Source organism: Capilliphycus salinus ALCB114379, from assembly GCF_047276495.1.
Taxonomy (GTDB): domain Bacteria; phylum Cyanobacteriota; class Cyanobacteriia; order Cyanobacteriales; family Microcoleaceae; genus Capilliphycus; species Capilliphycus salinus.
Genome location: NZ_CP178543.1, coordinates 6,401,092 through 6,421,293, shown reverse-complemented (window position 1 = coordinate 6,421,293; position 20,202 = coordinate 6,401,092). Strand labels below are relative to the sequence as shown.

Below are 20,202 nucleotides of genomic sequence, written 5' to 3'. Positions count from 1 at the left end.
TTAGATTTTCATCAATTCAGTGAATTACACTATTCAATTATAATTCATTGGTACGTCATCTGCGATCGCCTCCGATACCCTGGACGTTTGCGTAGTCTGGACGTATCTAATAGTCAGAGGGAAGAATGCTTTTAAACCCCGAATGGATGACACCATGATAAAATGTTAACTATCCGGTTCACAATTAGAAGGGTATATAATGCGGGTTGTCGGTGGGTGGCTTTACTCAATTATTAGGCGATTGATTTTTAGGTTTAATAGAAACAGACAATAAAACCCACTCAAAAACTAACGATAATTATTGAACGAGGGAGGATATATGTTAATTGATAAAATTATACAAGAACTACAAGAAATCCCAGAAGAAAGGCTGGCAGAAGTTTATAATTTAATTCACGATTTCCGCTTAGGGTTAAATGTAGAAAATCCCCAACCTCGTACTCCGGGACTCCTGACAGGAAAACTAGGAGACGCATTCTTTGAACCCCTACCCGAAGATGAACTCCAGCAATGGGAATAAGCTACCTTCTTGACACTCATATTCTGCTCTGGTGGCTCTTTAATGACCCCCAACTTAACGAAGAATGCCGAGACATAATTCGCAACCCCAATCATCAGATTTTAGTGAGCAGTGTTTCGGCTTGGGAAATTGCTACAAAATACCGGATTGGCAAACTTCCTGAAGCTAAGTTTCTGATTGATAATTATCAGGATATACTATACAGAGCTAAGTTTAATGAACTTACTATTACAACCGCTCATGCTCTCAGAGCCGGAAACTTGCCTATTTTACACCGCGATCCGTTTGACCGAATGTTAATGGCTCAAGCGGAACTGGAAAACCTCCCTATTATTACCTACGATAATGCTTTTTGGACGGGGTTAATTGAGGTAATTCCATCTCCAAAATAACCACTATGATAAAATGTTAAGTATCCGGTTTAGAATTAGAAGGGTATATAATGCGCGTTAAAGGGATAAAACGAGGGAGAAATATCGAAATCTTTGAGGATATCAATATTCCTGACGGTCAAGAAATTATAATTGCAATTGAGACGGAGGGGGGGTTTTGGAAAAGTCTGGATTACTTTCGCCAAGAACTTGATTCTGAAGGAGTATGGATCGAACCCGAAGTTTTTGAGAACGTGCGAGATTCTTCATCGGGTCGAGAAGTGGTTTTATGAGTTTACGTTTTTTATTGGATACTAACATTCTTTCCGAACCAACCCGCAATTTTCAATAATATCTTCAAAATACTCTATTTTAATTTGAGAAACAAATTGATTGGCTGCACTCCTAACTAAGTTAGACTGCTTGTAGTATAATTCTCGATTTGACAGAAGTTCAAGAAGAGCGTTATACCAAGGTTGAATTTCTTGATCTGGGACAAGCGGAATAATTGTTTTATTTTGGTTAAAACTACGGGTTACTTGTTCAATTGGCTTGACGGGCAGCATAAAACCAGTTCCTAGATTAATCTCTTTGATTCCTCCTACATTACTAGAAATAACAGGTATTCCTCGAAGCATAGCTTCAACAATAACCAGTGGAATATTTTCTAACCAAAGCGATGGAACTAATAATATACGAGTTTTAGATAAAATTTTGTTAAAATCTGAAGATGGTTCTAGCAGAGAAATATTTGAAATACCTTCAAGTAATACTCGATCTTGATCAGTTGTACCCCATGTGGGAACTGCTGCAAATTCAAAATCGGATAATTTTACTGCCAGGGCTGTAAATACTGAAATTCCTTTAAATAAACATGGATTTACTAAAGTAATAAAGCCAGATTCAAAATTTCCTAAGTTAGGGAATGGTGGGTTACCATAAGCAGGTAAGTATACTGGAATTACTTTAATATCTATCCACTGACGAACGTAATCATAAAGAAATTGACTATTGACTATCAATGCGTCCACTTGTTTGAAAATAGATGTTTTTTGAGGATCTGGATAGAAAGAGTGAGAACCAAATGGTAATAAGGATGGTGTCTGTGCTATGCAAATCACAGGACATTTATTAATACTTAGGGATACTTTAAGCAATACCTGTGTAATATCCTCGGCAGCAACCATTATGTAGTCAGGCTGAAATTTATTTATCTGACTTGTTAAATATAAGCTAACTCTCGCTACATCTGCTACAGCATGAACTTCAACATTATTTAGTTGAAATACATATGCTTCTTGATTGAAAGTAGAACAAATATTAAACTTTTCTTGATCATCGAAAAATTGATCTTCTGTGACCCCACCTGGAGGTTCACCAAAAGCAGGTACAATAACTACTACTGAGTGTTTTCGTAACGCCAATTCCTCAGCTAAGTAACGTATAGTTTTATTAGCACCACCTAATGCAGGCAAATAAGGCATATACATTGTAAATAAAATTTTCATACAATTTACTCATTGATATTAAATATCAATTAATTGACCAATAATTTTAACAGTTGATTGACCACCATCCGTTCCAATTTTTGTTAAATATTTCTGTTTATTAGTTTCATAAATATCTATCTCTGTCAATCTTTTTTGAATCAAATTGTATAAATTTTCTCTATATTCGTTTAAAGACTGGGGAGAAGAAAAAAGATAATTAAAATCATCAATAACTGCTTTAACTTCCTCAGACTCATCAATATGTCTTTTATATGTATAGTTTTCTCCATAATAATTATAGTGACATACAGAGCTTTCTATCCCTGCATCTATCAAAGCCAGAAGTTGTAAATACTGGGTCGAATTATGTGGTAGGAGTAGGACAGAGTATTTGCCAAAATAAACAGCTTCATAAAAAGTTTCAATCCCTGGTGTTGTGATCACTAAATCACTACTCCCGATACAAGACAAAAAAGCATTATGCTCTAACGTTTCAAATCGAACATTATAATAATTATGATATTCGTCAGCCAATGCCTTCATTATATGATGCTTGCCAGTTACAACAAATTCAAAATCTGACTTTTCCTTGAATAAGGGTGATAGTATGTCTGTAATGATGAAAGGGTACTTTGAATTTTTTGGGACCTGAATATAGGGTGATTCAATACCACCATAATTTATAAGTATTCTATTAGTAGGAGCAGGCACTTTCTCTATTTGAATGATGTTTTTTCTAAATACTGCCCCTACTTTATGAAGGTTATAAGGCTTGTTTCCAAGTGCATCAATTGCCTGATCGACTCCTAAAAAATCTTGGACTATATAAGCATCTAGCAAACAAATATCTTCTACCTTCGGAGAGCGCCACCAAAAAACCGAATCAAACATAACTGATTTGATATTTAAACTTTTTGCTCTCAAGGCTAAAGTTAAATCACTACAACTGATGATTAGAGAATAGTTTAAAAGTGTTTTATCATCTAAATTATCTAGTAGTATAGGCTGACTTTTTTTTGATATACTCATGCTATCTAAAGCGATTAGTTCCCAGCTTGTATCATAGCCAGCAAAGTCAATATCGTAATAATCCTTTAAATGACTTGCTAAAGACAGTGCTTTGCCTGTTGGCCCATAAGAAAAGGGGGCTGCATAGATCAGTATTTTTTTCATTTATTTTATACTCCTAAAAAAAACGATTATTTGATATAAATCTTGCCATTGATATTTAAGATATCAACATCTGTAGAAACAAAAAAGCTTTGACTGTGTTGTTCAGTATCGCAAATAGGAAACCCGGCACAATTTAATGAAGTATTCATAAGTATAGGAATTCCATTGATTTCATAAATTCTTGAAATTAATTCATACAATTCAGGATTATTAGCTTGAGATAAAGTTTGAATACGACTCGTGCCGTCCGCGTGAACTATAGCAGGAGCAAGTTCTTTTGTCTTTGGTTTAGCTTTTGCCGTAAATGACATATAGGGCGAACTATATTGGAAATCAAACCACTCAGAGGCATATTCTTCTAACACAACTGGCGCTACTGGTCGAAACCATTCTCTTTTTTTGATTTTTTCACTAACAATTGTTTTAAGCTCCATTGTAGTTGGAATTGCTAATAAACTTCTATGTCCTAACGATCTTGGCCCAGTCTCAGAACGCCCCGTATGCCAAGCAACTACCTTTCCCTTAAGCATTAATTCAGTTAATTTATTGTAGATAAAATCTGAAATATAATAACTTTCAATCCCACGCCCTAAATAAGGAAGATTTGCCGTAGGTATTGCTTTATTTTGAGAACAAAAGTAGTATAACAATGCACCTAAAGACTGTCCCTCATCACCTGGACAAGAGGGAACATAAACATTTTTGTAACCTAATGATTCACCCAACTCAGTATTCGTAATGACGTTCAAAGCACATCCTCCTGTTAAAACCAGGTTATCTGAGTAATGCCTGTAGTTTCCTATAGCACTAATTAGATTTTCGGTGTACATTTTTTGCAATGTGAAAGCTAAAGATGCAGCATCATCTGGAGTTTTAACATCCAAATAAGTACAAAGTCTATCTAAAGAATCTTTATCAAACACCCATCCTAAGTGAGCAAATTTATGACTTAAAAATACTTCTTGATATTTTTCTCTAAACTCACCATAAGCCGCTAAACCCATAACTTTACCAGCAGCATTGACATCATTAAATAGTTTATAAGCAACGATAGCCCACAGCTTACCATCAAACCCATCAAAGCCTTGATTGAATGGAGATCCAAGCAAGTTTAGTTTTTTGTTTTCATAATGATAGACGAAACAGTTAGCTTTATGTAATGGAATTCGATAATCTCCACCACCATCCATTGCTAAGACCAAGGCATCATCAAAATTAGTAAGGTAGCAAAAAGCTGCATGACAATCGAGATGTTGTACTTCCGTGATCTGTTTTTGAGGGAAATTTCTATAAATGTACTCAATGACTTCAGGGTATAACTTTTCTCCATTATGCCTGCTAACAATAAATTGAATCTCCTTACCCATATCAAACTCATTAATTAGAAAGGCAATCAACGAAAATAATGTAGAGCTTTTATTAAACCTGTAGCGTTTTGAGTTAAAAAAACGTTCTACTTCTAAATGTAAAATTACTTTTTCCTCGTTGGCAACGGTGATGCAAGAGTCGTGGGCGTTCTCTGCTAATGAAATGTAGTACATAGGTTTGATTTGAGTTGGGTTAATGTTGACGTTTAAAACTTATTTTTTAAAATTTTTAGTCAATAAATTACTTAAATTACTGTTTTATAACTGCTCTCTTCCGATCCATTTAGGAAGTGTAGGTATCTCAAATTTTTCTAGTCTGTCAATTAATTTCTGGGGATTAGTTTCTGAAATAAAAATTGTTCTGTGTTCCGGGCGAATAAACTTTTCTTCTGTTGCATAATCCAAAAAACAAAGCAGCCTGTCATAAAAACCTTCAATATTTAAGAGTCCACAGTTTTTTTTATGAACTCCAAGTTGAGTCCAGGTTGCTACTTCACAAAATTCCTCTAATGTTCCTAATCCTCCAGGTAAAGCAATAAAGGCATCAGAAAGATCAGCCATTAGTGATTTACGTTCGTGCATTGATCCCACAATCCGCAGATCACTTAATCCTGTGTGTGCAACCTCCTTATCTACCAATGCTTGAGGAATTACCCCAATTACTTTTCCACCAGCAGCAATTGCAAAATCAGCTACAGCACCCATTAAGCCTGTGTTTCCTCCACCATAAACAAGGGCTATTTCACGTTGTGCTATCTCTATACATAGATTTTTTGCAGCTTCAAGGTAACTAGCACGAGTGCCAAAGTTTGATCCACAATAGACACAAATACTCTTCATTAGTCTTCATTAGTTAAAATGTGCGATTCCTATCAGGCTAAAAAGTTCTTCTTTACTAGAATAAATCTTTTCATTAATTTGTAAAGTCATAGAAGGTATAACTTGGTACAAACTATAATCTATCTTTTTTGAGTAGTTTTAAGTATAATTTAGTTGCCAAGAGTTGCAAAAAGGTGAAAAAGGTAGTAAAATTGTGATAAGATAATATTCTTATTGCAAATGGACGTGCAGAAACTCCTAATATGGGCTGACAAATTAGTTTTATAAAAAACAGGAAAACACTTAAATAGTCTAGAACGGACAGTATTAGAAGGGGTATGGAATAATCAAAAATATAATGAAATTGCAGATGAGTACCACTGTAGTGAAGCCAATGTCAAAAGAGTAGCAGGCAACCTCTGGAAACTGATATCGGAAGAATTAGACGAAAAAGTTGATAAAAAAAACTTCCGCGCTACGATGGAACGGTTTTATATCTCCAACTCCAAAAATTTCGTACAAAGTAACTTTAATCAAGGTAATATAAACATTTTTGGAGAAAGTTGCTACTCTGAGGAAACGGTAAAAAAGCGATCGCGAAACCCCACGAACTCGGACAACATTGAACCCGAAAAACTACACGATCTCATCGACGCCCCGGAATATTATCGCCTCTACAACCGCAGCAACGAACTCGCCACCCTCAAACAATGGATACTCGCAGAAAATAGCCGCATCGTCACCATAACCGGGTTATCGGGTATGGGAAAAACCACCCTCGCCAGAGAACTACTTGAACAAATTAAAGACAACTTCGATCGCATTTTGTGGCGAAGTCATCGAAAATTCCCGACTCTCAACGCCCTAAAAACCAACTTAATTGAGTTTCTCGCCCCACCTCCACCCACTCAAAACCCATCCATTTTGAACTATTTGCGATCGCGAAGTTCTATCTTAGACTATTTGCGTTCGCATCGTTGTTTAATCATCCTCGACGACTTCCAAGAAACCTTAACCCCCGGTGAATTGGTAGGAAATTATATCCCCGAATTCGCTAATTATGGTAAACTCATAAAAGAAATAGCCCGTTTTTCCCACAATAGTTGTTTCCTCCTGCTGAGTTGGGAAATCCCCAGAGAAATTGCTACCTTAGAAACCGAAAACCGCTACTGTTACACCCTACAACTTCAAGGTTTGGGAGAGTCAGCAACCGAACTGTTAACGGTGAAAAAATTAACGGATAAGGATAGATGGTTAGAACTGATTAACCTTTATGGTGGTAATCCCGCATGGTTAAATATAATTGCGTCCAGTATTCAAGATTTATTTAACGGCAGCGTCGCCCATTTTTTATCTTATTCTACCTTATTTTTGGGAGACTTAGAACCAATATTACAGGAACATTATCGGCGTTTATCCGAGCCGGAAAAATTGGTGATGGGGTGGTTGGCGAACCAAGAGACAGGGGTTGATATTTCTAAAAAACCCACAGAGTTGTTATCCGAGTCCGATTTTTTGAGAGCAATACAATCTTTGAGAAAACGGAGTTTAATCGAAAAAGCTTTGAACGAGAAAACATCGGGTTTTACGCTGCAACCCGCGATGAAAGAATATGTAAAAAAATTTGTGTCTGAGTAATTGACTTTCAGTTATTGAACATAGAACCCCAAAAGCCAAACTGCTAGAACGGGCTAAAGCCGAACAACCAAGCTGCGATCGCCAGCTAACACCCAAACAACTTGATCGAGTCAAAAAGTAATTCCTTTGATAGAGAATCTCAACCCAATTTGTGTAATAAGCTTCGAGAGTGAATGGGTGAGACTCGCAATAAAAGCCTTACTTGCGTAAATCAAATCTAACTTAATGCTGGGATTGGTTTGTATAAATTGGCGACGATACTCATCACTTGAAACTTACTGCACTCAAACGGAGTATTTAAAATGAAAGCCGTTGTTTTTCACGGAGTCGGAGATATTCGCCTCGATAATGTACCCGAACCCAAAATATTAAAACCCAATGACGCCATCGTTAAACTCACCGCCAGCGCCATCTGCGGTACAGATTTACACATGATCCGGGGAACCATGCCGGGAATGAAGCCGGGGACGATCCTCGGTCACGAAGGAGTTGGGGTTATTGAGGAAATCGGTTCGGATGTTCGCAACCTCAAAGCCGGCGATCGCGTTGTCATTCCCTCAACCATCGCCTGCGGTTACTGTTCCTACTGTCGATCCGGCTACCAGGCCCAGTGCGATAACGCCAACCCCAACGGAATGCAAGCCGGAACCGCTTTTTTTGGGGGGCCGGAGATGACCGGACCGTTTGACGGTTTGCAGGCGGAATGGGCGCGAATTCCCTACGCTAACGCCGGACTGGTGAAGCTTCCCGAGGAGGTGGATGACGACCAGGCTATTCTAATTTCCGATATCTTTCCGACGGGATACTTCGGGGCGGAATTGGCGGAGATCGTACCGGGAGATACGGTGGCGGTGTTTGGCTGCGGCCCGGTGGGTCAATTTGCGATCGCCTCCGCCATGCTTTTAAATGCGGGAAGGGTTTTCGCGATCGATAACATTCCCGAACGGTTGGAAATGGCTCGGACTCAGGGTGCGGAGGTGATTGACTTTAACGCCGAAGATCCGGTAGAAGCAATTAAGCGTTTAACGGGCGGAATTGGGGTAGATCGGGCGATCGATGCGGTTGGGGTTGATTCCAAGCGTCCCGAAAGCGGTCCGGCGGCGGAGTCGGTTGCAAAGAAAGCCCAACAGTACGACCAAGAACTACAGCAAATCGCCCCCCAAACTAATCCCCAAGGCGATAACTGGCATCCGGGTAACGCTCCCTCTTTGGCGGTAACTTGGGCGGTTCAGGCGCTGGCGAAGGCGGGAACGCTTTCGATTATTGGAGTTTATCCCCAAACCGATCATTTCTTCCCCATCGGCATGGCGATGAATAAAAATCTGACGATGAAAATGGGCAACTGCAACCACCGCACCTATATTCCCCGACTGGTGGAAATGGTTCGCAACGGTACGATTACCCCGACGAATATTTTAACCCAGGTGGGGCCGATGGCTTCGGCGATTGAGGCTTACCAAGCGTTTGATCAGCGACAGGCGGGTTGGATTAAGGTGGAACTGATACCGAGAGTGTGAACGACCTAATATGATATCGGCTTGATTAATGCGTGTTATGGGGGCGGGGCGGGTTTACCTTAATCTCTCAGTAGTAGTAAAGATTTTAGGCAGAACCCGCCCCTACGTTTGGCATGATTGATTAGCCGGACATGATATAAAATCGGGAAAGCGATCGCAAACTTTAGCGGTAGAGAGTCAAAAACCCGGCGATCGCGAAAGTTACCGGGTTTTTGGTTTGTACCTCACCTTAAACTTTTCCCGATTGTTAAAAGATTGGCTCAGAACCTCATAAAATCTACAATAGACAAATTCAAACTTGATCGGATCAGCTATGCCAATCAAAAAAGGAAGCATGGTACGCGCCATTCGCGAAAAACTCGAAAACAGTGTTGAAGCAACCGCCAGCGACACCCGCTTTCCCCCTTACATCTTCGATACCAACGGAGAAGTGATGGAAACGCGGGGAGACTGTGCGTTAGTCAAGTTTGGTCAGGTTCCTACTCCGAACATTTGGTTACGGATCGATCAGCTTGAAGATGCCAAGTAGTAGAGAATTGGGGAATTAGGATCTAACCGTTTGGGGTATTCGTAAAGTTCCCCTTTCCTAATTCTCCGTTCTTTCTGCCCAAACGTTAAGTGAGTAAAATGGATTCGAGTTTGTTTTTTCCCCCGTCTTGTCACAGTACGCGAGTTTCGGTTATTGGGGCGGGGAAAGTTGGCAGTACCCTCGCCCAGAGAATAGCAGAAGCGAATCTGGCGAATGTTGTGCTTCTCGATGTGGTTGAGGGTTTGCCTCAAGGAATTGCGCTAGATTTGATGCAAGCCGGATCGGTGGAAGGTCACGATCGCGAAATTATCGGCACTAATGATTATGCGGATACGGCGGGATCGGATGTGGTGGTGATTACCGCCGGACGTGCGCGAACACCGGGAATGGATCGCAGCGATTTAATTACTACTAACGCCAAAATTGTCGCCACTGCTGCTAAACAAGCGATCGCCCATTCTCCCAATGCTACATTGATTGTTGTCACCAATCCCCTGGATGTGATGACTTACATCGCTTGGCAGGTGACGCAATTGCCTTCTTACCGAATTATGGGAATGGCGGGAGTGTTGGACTCGGCGAGGTTCCAGACGTTTATTGCGATGGAGTTAAATGTCTCGGTGGCCGATGTTCACGCGATGGTGTTGGGGAGTCACGGGGATTTGATGGTGCCTTTGCCCCGCTATTCTACTGTTAATGGGGTTCCGATTACTGAATTAATGTCCTCAGAAACCATAGAACGCTTAGTGAAACGGACTCGTCACGGGGGGGCGGAAATTGTGGGATTGTTGAAAACTGGAGGGTCTTACTACGCCCCGGCTTCTTCGATTCGGATGATGGTTGAATCGATTTTACTCAATCGCTGTCGCTTGCTGCCTACTTCGGCTTATCTTCAAGGAGAATATGGGCTAGAAGACATTTTTCTCGGGGTTCCCTGTTGGTTGGGGTGTCGCGGCGTGGAACGCATCTTAGAATTGAATTTAACCCCCGATGAACGGGATAATCTGAGTGAGTGTGCGGAGTCGGTTCGTCGCGGAATCCGAGAAGCCGATGACATTTTGAAAAGTCTGTCTTTGTTGTAGGCCCTTGACAGTTAATCCATTATTATATACCATAATAAGTATGCAAGGGGCATTACTGGTTTCGACAGGATGATGAAAACTCCCTTGTGATTCAGGTCGAGAGTGAGTCACCTCTCGTAAATACCTGGCTTAAAAAAATAAGTGCAAACAACATTGTATCTTTCGCTCGTCCTCGCGTAGCAGTAGCTGCGTAGGAAAAAAAACCTCACTTAGGTTTTGAGCATCTATAGTCTGACTCCGTTAAGGGCTATAGATACAACCCCAACGGATGTGCTAGTGAGGTGCTTCTGGTCGCCGATCTCGCGAAAACCTTACCAGAATCCCTCACCATCTAGGGTCACAGATGGTTCCCGCTCTGAGGGTTAGAAGAGCTATGCCTGTGAATGAGCAAGGAGCCAATACTCGTTCTGGACATGGGTTCGATTCCCATATGCTCCATTTACGAAAATCAAAGATTTTAAAAGAGGTAGCAGCTACAGGTTGCTATCTTTTTTTGTGATACTTGAGACAAAAGCGCGATCGCGCTTTACAATCCTATAGGGGCAAAGATGGTAACGGATGGGTTGACGGTTGGGTTATCGAGGTTAACGCTTTCAGTAACGGATGGGTTGATGGTTGGGTTATCGAGGTTAACGGGCTAAGAAACCGATGGGTTGACGGTTGGGTTTCAAGGTTAACGGGCTAAGAAACCGATGGGTTGACGGTTGGGTTATCAAGGTTAACGCTCTAAGAAACGGATGGGTTGACGGTTGGGTTATCAATCTTTTGCTCTCAAACTGATAACTGCACGATACTGGTCTGGGATCGTTAAAGCAATTGTAGCAGGTGGACGGATGAAAAATCAAGAATAGTTGCAAACATTAACTGATTTAATATAATTATTCGTTAAACTCTGGGAACAAAGCTGTGTTAGACATTAAACAAATTCGGGAAAATCCACAGGCCATTCAAGATCGTTTAAAATTGCGGGGAGATTACGATCTTCAACCGATTTTAGATCTCGATGAACGGCGACGTGAGTTAGAAAAAGAACGCATTCAACTGGAAACCCGTAGTAATGAAATTGGGAAACAAGTTGGTGAGAAGATTAAAGGCGGAAGTGATCCGAAAGGTGCGGAAATTCAAGCGTTAAAAGAGGAAGGTCAAAAACTTCGAGAAAGTTTGGGCGAACTCGAACCGAAAGAAAAGGAAATTTTAGCAGAAATTGAGGCGTTATTGCTTCCTATTCCCAATTTACCGAGCGAGTCTACACCGATTGGTAAAAGCGAGGAAGAAAATGTAGAAGTTCGGCGCTGGGGTGATGAATATTTGCCGGATAATTCTAAGATTTTACCGCACTGGGAAATCGGGGAAAAACTGGGAATTTTAAACTTTGAACGGGGCGTTAAAATTGCTCAAAGTCGCTTTGTTAGCTTAATGGGTGCGGGTGCGGCTTTGGAACGGGCGTTAATTCAGTTTATGCTGGATACACACACCTCAAACGGTTATGTGGAAGTGATGCCGCCTTTATTGGTTAATAGTACATCTTTGCAAGGAACGGGTCAACTTCCCAAATTTGCCGAAGAAAGTTTTAAGTGCAGCGATGATGATTTGTGGCTAATTCCGACTTCGGAAGTCCCGGTGGTTAATTTCTACAGAGATGAGATTTTAGACGGGGAACAATTGCCCATTTATCACTGTTCTTTTACGCCCTGTTTTCGCCGAGAAGCGGGAAGTTATGGAAAAGATACGCGGGGTTTAATTCGACTGCATCAGTTTAATAAAGTGGAACTGATTAAATTGGTTCATCCCGAGACATCCGAAGAAGAACATGAGAAATTAGTTCGAGATGCGGAGGGAATTTTACAGGCGTTGAAATTGCCTTATCGGGTGATCGAACTTTGTACGGGAGATTTGGGATTTTCGGCGGCAAAATGTTATGATATAGAAGTATGGTTGCCGTCTTCGCAAACTTATCGGGAGATTTCTAGCTGTTCAAACGTGAGAGATTTTCAGCCGCGACGGGCGAATATTCGCTTTAAAGATACCAAGTCGGGAAAGAAAAAGAAGAAAACGGAATTTGTTCATGCGTTGAACGGTTCGGGGTTGGCTATCGGTCGTACAATGGCGGCTATTCTGGAAAATTATCAGCAACCCGACGGAACGGTTAAAATTCCGGAAGTGTTACAGTCTTATTTGGGACGGGAGGTGCTGTGAGGTGTGTTAAAGATTAAGATAGCCTAGAGATAGGCATTAATTCAAATTAAAACTCCAGATGAATACTCGTCGCACCCGCAGCCAGGAAGTTATCTTAGGTCAACTCAAAACTCAAAAGCGATCAATTTCCGCTCAAGAACTTTATGCAGAGTTACGCAAAACCGAGTATAAAATGGGGTTGGCTACCGTTTATCGGGCGTTGGATGCTTTAAAACGAGAAGGTTTAGTTCAGGTGAGAACCTTACCCACAGGTGAGTCCGTCTACAGTTGCGTTCAACAAGACGAACATCACCTGACTTGTGTTGAGTGTGGAAAGTCCATTCCTCTCAATGAATGTCCGGTTCACCATCTTGAAAGTTTATTACAAAAGTCTCATAACTTCAAGATTTATTATCATACTTTGGAGTTTTTTGGACTGTGTGAACGCTGTCATCATCTGCAAGAAATAGAACAATCCTAAGGTTATCGGGGTCTTCCTAAGGTGGTAATATAAATGACAGCTTCGTCTGTCGGAATTCCCAAGACTTCGTTAACTTTATCATCAAAAAATCCCCCAATTCCACTGACTCCCAACCGCAAATAAATCGCGGCTAAATTCAACCGTTGACCCAAATGACCGGCATCCATATGAAGATAACGGTAAGCGCGATCGCCATATTTTGCAACCGCTTTTTTCAAGTCGGCGGTGTGGAATAAAACAACCCCCGCATCCCGTCCGAGTTCTTGTCCGAGACAGAGATAATGAAGTTCTCGGCGAAAATTTTTAAAGCGAATTTGGCGAAATTCTTGGGCGAGGGGCGCGTAATAATAACAACCTTCTTCCAAACCGTGAACGCCAGAAACGGCGAGAAAGGTTTCAATTAAACCCAAATCAAAATAATCGGGAAAACCATCTAAACCTTGATTGATATAGTGATCGCTTTGGTAGGTAAAATCTAATAACGCCAAAAGTTCTTCTAACTTGAGATCGCCCCCGCTATAACTGCGAGTTGAACGGCGTTTAAGAATAGTTTTATCCAATCCGTGACAATTTTTTCCCCAATCTATCGAAGGCGTTACGGTTGAAACTTTTGTACAAAAGGGAAAATTATATTTATCTTCGATATCGGGATCGAGTGGGGTTGGATTCCATCCTTGAGTTCCCGATGTATCTTTGTCTAACTTGGTTGCATTGTGCAGATAAGCTAACAATTCCCCATCGGAAAGTTCGGGATAATCGGTTTGAATTTTTGAAGGTAAAGCAGTTCTTAGAGGCGGTAAATTTTGGTCAATTTCTAATAAATCTGCCAAAGCAATAACCGCAATTGCTCCTTCTCGGCTAGAATCTAAATACATCATCTCATTGACCGCATCATCGGCAAATCCGCCGATCAAATGAGGTCGATAATCATTGAGATTACTCGCCAATTCAAGATTACCGAGTAAGTGACCGGTATCGAGGAAAATTCGGCGATAAGCCCGATCTTGATAGCGCCAAGCCGAACGATAAAACACTGCGGTAATGGCGATCGCGAGTTGGGTATTTTCTAAAGCGGGATGCCAAAAACAGGCGGTTTGCAACTCTTTCCAAACTTCATTTTCCCAAAACTGTAATAACGAGTGAGTTTGGGGTTGATAGTTATAAAGTCCTGGGGATAACAAAGGACTTCCCCGAGAAATGATGTAAACTTCCGCAGGATAAAGCCCCCCCGCAGAGGGCGAACTTCTGAAATAATGAAACCCTCCCATTGTAGAAGCTTTAGCGGTTAAGCCGTAGCTGTGAAGCAGGAGATGAGATAAACGTTGAGCTTGCTTAATTTTCGGATCGTCGGATAAAGGTTCTGAAGCTTCGCGGAGATAGGGTCTGAGGTCGAAGGTTTGGCCAAGTTTGTACTCTTTAAAGGGAGTGGGCTGTTTTTCCCAGTCGAGTTGCTGGCTTTTCGACGCAATAGTTTCGGGGTGGTATTTAGTTCGCTCGTGAAAGTGTTGGGCGATGGAAATTGGAGTTTCTGGCATAGGAGTCAACTGAACGCAACGTTAAGGGTGGAAAATGGAAATTGAAATAATCTGATTTTAAAAGGGTTTCTTTTCTAGTCTAAACTCCGGGGCCGATTTCCGATGGTACGTGGGTAACAGTGATCAGTGAACAGTGATCAGGTAATAGGGTAAGGGGTAAGGGGTAAGGGGTAAGGGGTAAGCGTAGAGAGGTAGAGAGGGCGCAACAGAGGGCGCATTGTCATGCGCCCCTACAGGGTTGACTGTTAACGTAGTGGCCACCAAGAAACTTTGTCTCGGGTGGCGCCGTAGACTTCTTTTAATCCTTCGGCATCGAGAACGTGTATCATATCCCCGGACTCATCGCCGGACTTGGGGAGTTCGATCAGTTTCACCTTTTGCATTCCCTTCAACACTTGCTCGACGGTGCGGTGATTGAGTTGACAGGCGTGAGATATCACATCAACGGGTAAGTCAAAGTTGTAAACCCCTTGGGCGTTGGGTTGGTTTCCCAAGGCTCGTTCTTGATAAATTAACGCCCTCAGAAGCGTAGCGACGGCTTGGGGCGGGTAAGAACTGCAATTGAGGAGATGATAGAGAAATTTTTCTCGCAGTTCAAATAGCTGTTCGTAGCGATCGCGTAACGGTTCGCTGTCATTATATACCGCCTGGAGAACTTCGAGGGGCAGTTTGATCACGTCGGTGGTTTTGTAGGCTTCTACCAAACTCGGAAAAGCCCGTCCCACCCGTCCGTAACTAAAGGGTAGGTTTCGCATCCCAAAGCAACCTCCGGGATAGGTGATGGAGATGACGCGGTTTAACGGGGTGCTGCGGGTGATCACAAAACCCCCTTCCAAGATTAGATACAACACATCCCCGGAGGTATTGGGACGAAAAGCGGTGTACACGGGGCGGTTCGAGTACAGCTTATCCATTACCAGGTCGGGGGGTAGATAGTTCGCCAACCAGTCCGCATCCAGTTCTCGAAACAGATAGTTCTGAGCGATCAACCGTTCAGCCAGACTGGGTTCTGACTGCTTTGCTTTTGCCATAGCCGCAGGTTTCAGTGTGTGTCCTATCTGTTATGGAACCGTATTTGAGCCGTCGTGTAAAGTTAAAGCAAATTGTATTTGAAATGTATTGAATTTTTTTTTGACTACGGTTATGATTAATTCAAGATTCAACTCAAAGCAGAACTGAATCCAAAATCAATACATCTCTAGGAGATTTCTATGAATCGGGACCGCATATCCGGTATGGGGTTGGTGCTAACCCTGGTCGCCCTCGGCGGTGTAGTTGGCGGTTGCTCGTCGAACGCCCAACAAGAGAAAAAAATTACTTTTGTGTCCTATGCTGTGACTCAGAGCGCCTACGAAAAAATCATTCCCCAGTTCGCTGCGCAGTGGGAAGCGAAAACCGGGGAAAAGGTTGTTTTCGACCAAAGTTATGGGGGTTCGGGTTCTCAAACTCGGGCGGTTATTGACGGTTTAAACGCGGATGTGGTGGCGTTGGCGCTCGCCCTCGATACCCAAAAAATTGAGAAAGCCGGACTCATCGAACCGGGTTGGGAACAGGAACTTCCCAACGACTCTGTTGTTCACAAGTCGGTTGTGGCGTTTGTGACTCGCGATCGCAATATAAACGTTAAAAGTTGGTCGGACTTAGCCCGCGATGATGTTTCGGTGATCACGGCGAACCCGAAAACGTCCGGGGGGGCGAGATGGAATTTTATGGCGTTGTGGGGGGTTGTTACCCAAGCCGGCGGTACCGAACAGCAGGCCCAGGACTTTGTGCAGAGAGTCTATCAACGGGTTCCGGTCCTTCCCCGAGACGCGAGGGCGGCGAGCGATGTGTTTTACAAACAGGGTCAAGGGGATGTTTTAATTAACTACGAAAATGAAGTGATTTTGGCGGCTCAAAAAGGCGATCCTCAACCCTATGTTGTCCCGACTGATTATAACATTTCTATTGATAATCCGGTGGCGGTTGTTGATGCAAATGTTGATAAAAATGGCACCCGAGAGGTTGCGGAAGCGTTTGTTCAATATTTGTATACGCCCCAGGCTCAACGGGAATTTGCAAAAGTGGGTTTTCGTCCGGTCGATCCGAAAATAGAAGCGGAATTTGCCGATCAATATCCCAAAATTCAAAATTTATTTACAGCAAAAGATTTGGGCGGTTGGGATGCGGTTCAAACTCAATTTTTCGCCGATGGTGCAATTTTTGATAAAGTTCAGGCTCAAATTGCTCAATCGAAGGAATAGGCAATTATCAGTCACCCTTCGGGTTCGGCAGTTGCTTCTCGACGGAAACCGCCAAGTCCGCACTGCAACACCTGTCACCAGCGCAAACTTGCGACCCGGCGGTTTCCGTCGGTAGCAAAGTTTGTAAGAGAGTCACCAGTTAATGTGAATACTGAGTTTTTTGTTGAGGTCTGGGTGCTGATTTGATTTGACCTTTACTCCATCAGAATATTATACAGCTATGATTCGTTCAAGTCAACTGTTTTCGGCGCATTCATTGACCCGAATTGTTTACCCATATTTCGAGAAAATCTCCTTTCCTTGGGCGATAACAGGGCTGTATTTGGTGCTGCTGTTGTTGTTACCGATTGCGGCGTTAATTAATAAGTCTTTTGGGATTGGATTTGATGAGTTTTGGCGGATTGCAACTGACCCGGTTGCTGTTTCTGCTTATAACGTTACTTTCCTCACCGCTTTACTCGCAGGTTTGATGAATGGTTTGATGGGAACGTTGGTGGCTTGGGTGTTGGTTCGCTACGATTTTCGGGGTAAAAAATTGGTTGATGCGACGATAGATTTACCCTTTGCTTTGCCGACATCTGTAGCGGGTTTGGTGTTGGCAACGCTTTACAGCGAACAGGGTTGGATTGGTCAATTTTTCGCGCCGTTTGGGATAAAAATTGCTTTTACTCGCTTGGGTGTATTTGTGGCGATGCTGTTTATTTCTTTGCCGTTTGTGGTGCGAACTTTGCAGCCCGTTTTGCAGGAGATGGAACCGGAAATCGAACAGGCGGCTTGGAGTTTGGGGGCATCATCTTTACAGACTTTTATTCGGGTTTTGTTGCCGCCTTTGATGCCTTCTATTTTAACGGGAATTGCTTTGGGTTTTTCTCGGGCGGTGGGCGAATACGGTTCGGTTGTGATTGTTTCTTCGGCGATTCCGTTTCGAGATTTAATTGCACCGGTGCTAATTTTTCAACGCTTGGAACAGTACGATTATCAGGGGGCGGCTGTGATTGGAACGGTATTGTTAATGGTGTCGTTGGTGATGTTATTTACCATCAATAGTTTACAACGATGGGGAAATTTCAGTCACCAGTCATAACTGTAGGGGCGGGTTCCGAATCAATGTATGTTTTCCCAGCAATAACTTACATAAACCCGCCCTTTCCAACCCGTAATCAATTCTCAATCCTATCCAAATTCAGATAAAACCATGTTAAACCTTATCAAAAGTGACTTTTCGCGAATTCCTCCTCCCCGGAAAATCAACATTCAGACGGTATTAATTAGCATTGCTTTGGTGTACTTAATGCTGGTGTTGTTTATTCCTGCTGTTGCGGTGTTTTACGAGGCGTTTCATGCGGGAATCGGCAAATTTATCAACTCAACTAGCAGCCGAGAATTTATCCACGCCGTACAAATGACGTTAATTATTGCGGCGATAACAGTTCCGCTAAATACAGTGTTTGGAATTTGTGCGGCTTGGGTATTGGCGAGACATCAATTTCCGGGGAGAACGCTGTTAATTAGTGTTATTGATTTGCCCTTTGCAATTTCTCCCGTTGTCGCCGGATTAATGATTGTTTTGCTGTACGGAAATCAGGGTTGGTTTGCTCCTATTTTGAATCAATTTAACGTTCAAATCTTGTTTGCTTTGCCGGGAATGGTGATAGCGACATTATTTGTAACGCTGCCGTTTGTTGCCAGAGAAGTGCTTCCGGTTTTAGAAGAAATTGGTAGCGACCAAGAAGAAGCGGCGGAGACTTTGGGCGCCAATGGTTGGCAAACATTTTGGCGAGTTACCCTTCCGAATATTAAATGGGGATTACTTTACGGGGTGCTGTTAACAAATGCGAGGGCGATGGGCGAATTTGGGGCGGTTTCTGTGGTTTCCGGTTTAATCGCGGGTCGCACATTAACGTTACCTTCTTTTGTCGAACAAGCCCATAAAAATTATCAAGATGAAGCCGCATTTGGTGCATCGGCAATTTTAGCGCTTTTGGCTGTAGTTACGTTGGTGCTGAAGGAAATTTTAGAACGCCGCACCGAGCGAAAATTAAGCGCTTAAAACTCTAAAACTCTCTCTAAATTCTCTCTAAATTTTCTCGAAAATTGTCTTGTTGTTGTTCTTTCAATTGAGGTAAAAGCCATGAGTATTATCGTTGAACACGTTTGCAAAAATTTCGGTGATTTTCAAGCCCTGCACAATATCAATCTTGAAATCAAAACGGGAACGTTGGTGGCTTTATTGGGGCCTTCCGGTTCAGGAAAATCGACCCTGTTAAGAACGATAGCCGGTTTGGAAACTCCCGATATTGGCAACATTATTATTAACGGTCAAAATACAACCCATCTGGATGTGCGTCAGCGAAATATTGGGTTTGTTTTTCAACACTACGCTTTATTTAAGCATCTGACCGTCCGCCAAAATATCGCTTTTGGTTTAGAAATTCGCAAAAAATCCCGCAATTTTATTAAACATCGGGTTGAAGAATTGCTGGCTTTAATTCAATTGGAAGGATTAGGAAATCGTTATCCCGCCCAACTCTCTGGGGGTCAGCGTCAACGGGTGGCTTTAGCCCGGGCGTTGGCGGTACAACCGGAGGTTTTACTATTAGATGAACCCTTTGGGGCGTTGGATGCAAAAGTGCGTCAGGAGTTGCGGAGTTGGCTGCGACATTTGCACGATGAGGTTCATATTACCAGCGTATTCGTTACCCACGACCAAGAAGAAGCGATGGCGGTTGCGGATGAAATTGTGGTGATGAATAACGGCAAAATTGAACAGGTGGGAACCCCCGCAGATATTTATGACCGTCCGGCGACTCCGTTTGTGATGAATTTTATTGGCGCCGTCAACGTGGTTCCCCCTCATATTTCTTTGGTTGCGGAACACACAACAGAAGTGTTACCTCATCCGGTGTTTATTCGTCCTCACGATATCGAAATTTCTGCTTTGGCAAACCCACAAAATACTCCCGCCCGTATTCAACGCATCACTCATCTGGGGTGGGAAGTTCAAGTAGATTTAATTTTGGCTGACCATCATCAGCTTGTGGTTCATCTATCCCGCGAAAAATTTACAAAACTTCACCTGAAAAAAGGTCAGCAGGTGTTTATTAAACCCAAACGGGGTTATCGGGGCGATACCTGCGAAGTCTTGTTAGATAAGGCTTCCGCTTATTCGGCTTAAGCGGTTTGATGGGTTCGCCCGTTGACTTTTGAATAATTAAAAAACTTTTGATAGTTGTTCGGCATCGCAACTATCAAAAGACAGAGT

The 20,202-nt window shown here is 42.4% G+C and carries 18 protein-coding genes, 1 other RNA gene and 1 pseudogene; 14 read left to right on the top strand and 6 right to left on the bottom strand.

The window, feature by feature from the left end; all coding sequences use genetic code 11:
- Positions 1 to 319 precede the first annotated feature (319 nt).
- Genes ACL6C3_RS25840 through ACL6C3_RS25830 form a run of 3 tightly spaced genes read left to right on the top strand, consistent with a single transcriptional unit; the run spans position 320 to position 1,184 of the window.
- Entirely contained in the window at positions 320 to 520 is a 201-nt protein-coding gene (locus tag ACL6C3_RS25840; protein WP_413162450.1) for a hypothetical protein, read from the top strand.
- The gene (locus ACL6C3_RS25835; RefSeq protein ID WP_413162448.1) at positions 511 to 912 is read left to right on the top strand and encodes a type II toxin-antitoxin system VapC family toxin; all 402 of its coding nucleotides are present in this window, start codon (positions 511 to 513) and stop codon (positions 910 to 912) included. The genes ACL6C3_RS25840 and ACL6C3_RS25835 overlap by 10 nt, the downstream gene beginning before the upstream one ends.
- A gap of 50 nt (positions 913 to 962) precedes the next feature.
- Positions 963 to 1,184, top strand: a complete 222-nt coding sequence (locus ACL6C3_RS25830) for a hypothetical protein (RefSeq protein WP_413162447.1) — start codon at positions 963 to 965, stop codon at positions 1,182 to 1,184.
- 21 nt (positions 1,185 to 1,205) lie between these two features.
- Here the strand turns inward: ACL6C3_RS25830 and ACL6C3_RS25825 are convergent, their stop codons facing one another.
- From ACL6C3_RS25825 to ACL6C3_RS25810, 4 genes are all read right to left on the bottom strand, one after another.
- Entirely contained in the window at positions 1,206 to 2,399 is a 1,194-nt protein-coding gene (locus tag ACL6C3_RS25825; RefSeq protein ID WP_413162446.1) for a glycosyltransferase family 4 protein, read from the bottom strand.
- A gap of 18 nt (positions 2,400 to 2,417) precedes the next feature.
- On the bottom strand, positions 2,418 to 3,554 hold the full coding sequence (locus ACL6C3_RS25820; RefSeq protein WP_413162444.1) for a hypothetical protein: 1,137 nt from the start codon (positions 3,552 to 3,554) through the stop codon (positions 2,418 to 2,420).
- Between the two features lie 26 nt (positions 3,555 to 3,580).
- Positions 3,581 to 5,095, bottom strand: coding sequence for a carbamoyltransferase C-terminal domain-containing protein (locus ACL6C3_RS25815; protein WP_413162443.1), 1,515 nt, complete (start codon positions 5,093 to 5,095; stop codon positions 3,581 to 3,583).
- 84 nt (positions 5,096 to 5,179) lie between these two features.
- A complete protein-coding gene (locus ACL6C3_RS25810) occupies positions 5,180 to 5,761 on the bottom strand; it encodes a TIGR00730 family Rossman fold protein (protein WP_413162442.1) in 582 nt (193 codons plus the stop codon).
- Positions 5,762 to 5,980: 219 nt separating this feature from the next.
- Here ACL6C3_RS25810 and ACL6C3_RS25805 point away from each other — a divergent pair.
- The 7 genes and pseudogenes from ACL6C3_RS25805 (at position 5,981) to ACL6C3_RS25775 (ending at position 13,162) form a co-directional block, all read left to right on the top strand.
- Positions 5,981 to 7,378: pseudogene (locus tag ACL6C3_RS25805) on the top strand (AAA family ATPase).
- Between the two features lie 302 nt (positions 7,379 to 7,680).
- Positions 7,681 to 8,895: a zinc-dependent alcohol dehydrogenase gene (locus tag ACL6C3_RS25800; RefSeq protein WP_413162440.1), complete on the top strand. Its 1,215-nt coding sequence runs from the start codon at positions 7,681 to 7,683 to the stop codon at positions 8,893 to 8,895.
- A 313-nt stretch (positions 8,896 to 9,208) separates the two neighbouring features.
- A complete protein-coding gene (locus ACL6C3_RS25795) occupies positions 9,209 to 9,424 on the top strand; it encodes an NAD(P)H-quinone oxidoreductase subunit O (RefSeq protein ID WP_413162438.1) in 216 nt (71 codons plus the stop codon).
- Positions 9,425 to 9,522: 98 nt separating this feature from the next.
- A complete protein-coding gene (mdh, locus tag ACL6C3_RS25790) occupies positions 9,523 to 10,506 on the top strand; it encodes a malate dehydrogenase (RefSeq protein WP_413162436.1) in 984 nt (327 codons plus the stop codon).
- 46 nt (positions 10,507 to 10,552) lie between these two features.
- Positions 10,553 to 10,947, top strand: a transfer-messenger RNA (tmRNA) gene (ssrA, locus tag ACL6C3_RS25785).
- 465 nt (positions 10,948 to 11,412) lie between these two features.
- Entirely contained in the window at positions 11,413 to 12,702 is a 1,290-nt protein-coding gene (gene serS / locus ACL6C3_RS25780) for a serine--tRNA ligase (RefSeq protein WP_413162434.1), read from the top strand.
- 58 nt (positions 12,703 to 12,760) lie between these two features.
- Positions 12,761 to 13,162 (top strand): Fur family transcriptional regulator, encoded by a 402-nt coding sequence (locus ACL6C3_RS25775; RefSeq protein WP_413162432.1) that lies wholly within the window; start codon positions 12,761 to 12,763, stop codon positions 13,160 to 13,162.
- A 2-nt stretch (positions 13,163 to 13,164) separates the two neighbouring features.
- On the opposite strand, the gene ACL6C3_RS25770 is transcribed toward ACL6C3_RS25775, so the two are convergent.
- A complete protein-coding gene (locus tag ACL6C3_RS25770) occupies positions 13,165 to 14,697 on the bottom strand; it encodes a SagB/ThcOx family dehydrogenase (RefSeq protein ID WP_413162431.1) in 1,533 nt (510 codons plus the stop codon).
- A 245-nt stretch (positions 14,698 to 14,942) separates the two neighbouring features.
- Complete coding sequence (locus tag ACL6C3_RS25765; protein ID WP_413162429.1) at positions 14,943 to 15,728, bottom strand: Crp/Fnr family transcriptional regulator; 786 nt, start codon at positions 15,726 to 15,728, stop codon at positions 14,943 to 14,945.
- Between the two features lie 180 nt (positions 15,729 to 15,908).
- Here ACL6C3_RS25765 and ACL6C3_RS25760 point away from each other — a divergent pair, with 180 nt between their 5' ends.
- The 4 genes from ACL6C3_RS25760 to ACL6C3_RS25745 all read left to right on the top strand — a co-directional run bounded on the left by ACL6C3_RS25760 (position 15,909) and on the right by ACL6C3_RS25745 (position 20,115).
- A complete protein-coding gene (locus ACL6C3_RS25760; protein ID WP_413162427.1) occupies positions 15,909 to 16,940 on the top strand; it encodes a sulfate ABC transporter substrate-binding protein in 1,032 nt (343 codons plus the stop codon).
- A gap of 220 nt (positions 16,941 to 17,160) precedes the next feature.
- Positions 17,161 to 18,024, top strand: a complete 864-nt coding sequence (gene cysT, locus ACL6C3_RS25755; RefSeq protein ID WP_413162425.1) for a sulfate ABC transporter permease subunit CysT — start codon at positions 17,161 to 17,163, stop codon at positions 18,022 to 18,024.
- A gap of 111 nt (positions 18,025 to 18,135) precedes the next feature.
- Positions 18,136 to 18,990: a sulfate ABC transporter permease subunit CysW gene (gene cysW / locus ACL6C3_RS25750; RefSeq protein ID WP_413162424.1), complete on the top strand. Its 855-nt coding sequence runs from the start codon at positions 18,136 to 18,138 to the stop codon at positions 18,988 to 18,990.
- An 81-nt stretch (positions 18,991 to 19,071) separates the two neighbouring features.
- The gene (locus ACL6C3_RS25745) at positions 19,072 to 20,115 is read left to right on the top strand and encodes a sulfate/molybdate ABC transporter ATP-binding protein (protein ID WP_413162422.1); all 1,044 of its coding nucleotides are present in this window, start codon (positions 19,072 to 19,074) and stop codon (positions 20,113 to 20,115) included.
- The last annotated feature ends 87 nt before the right edge of the window (positions 20,116 to 20,202 follow it).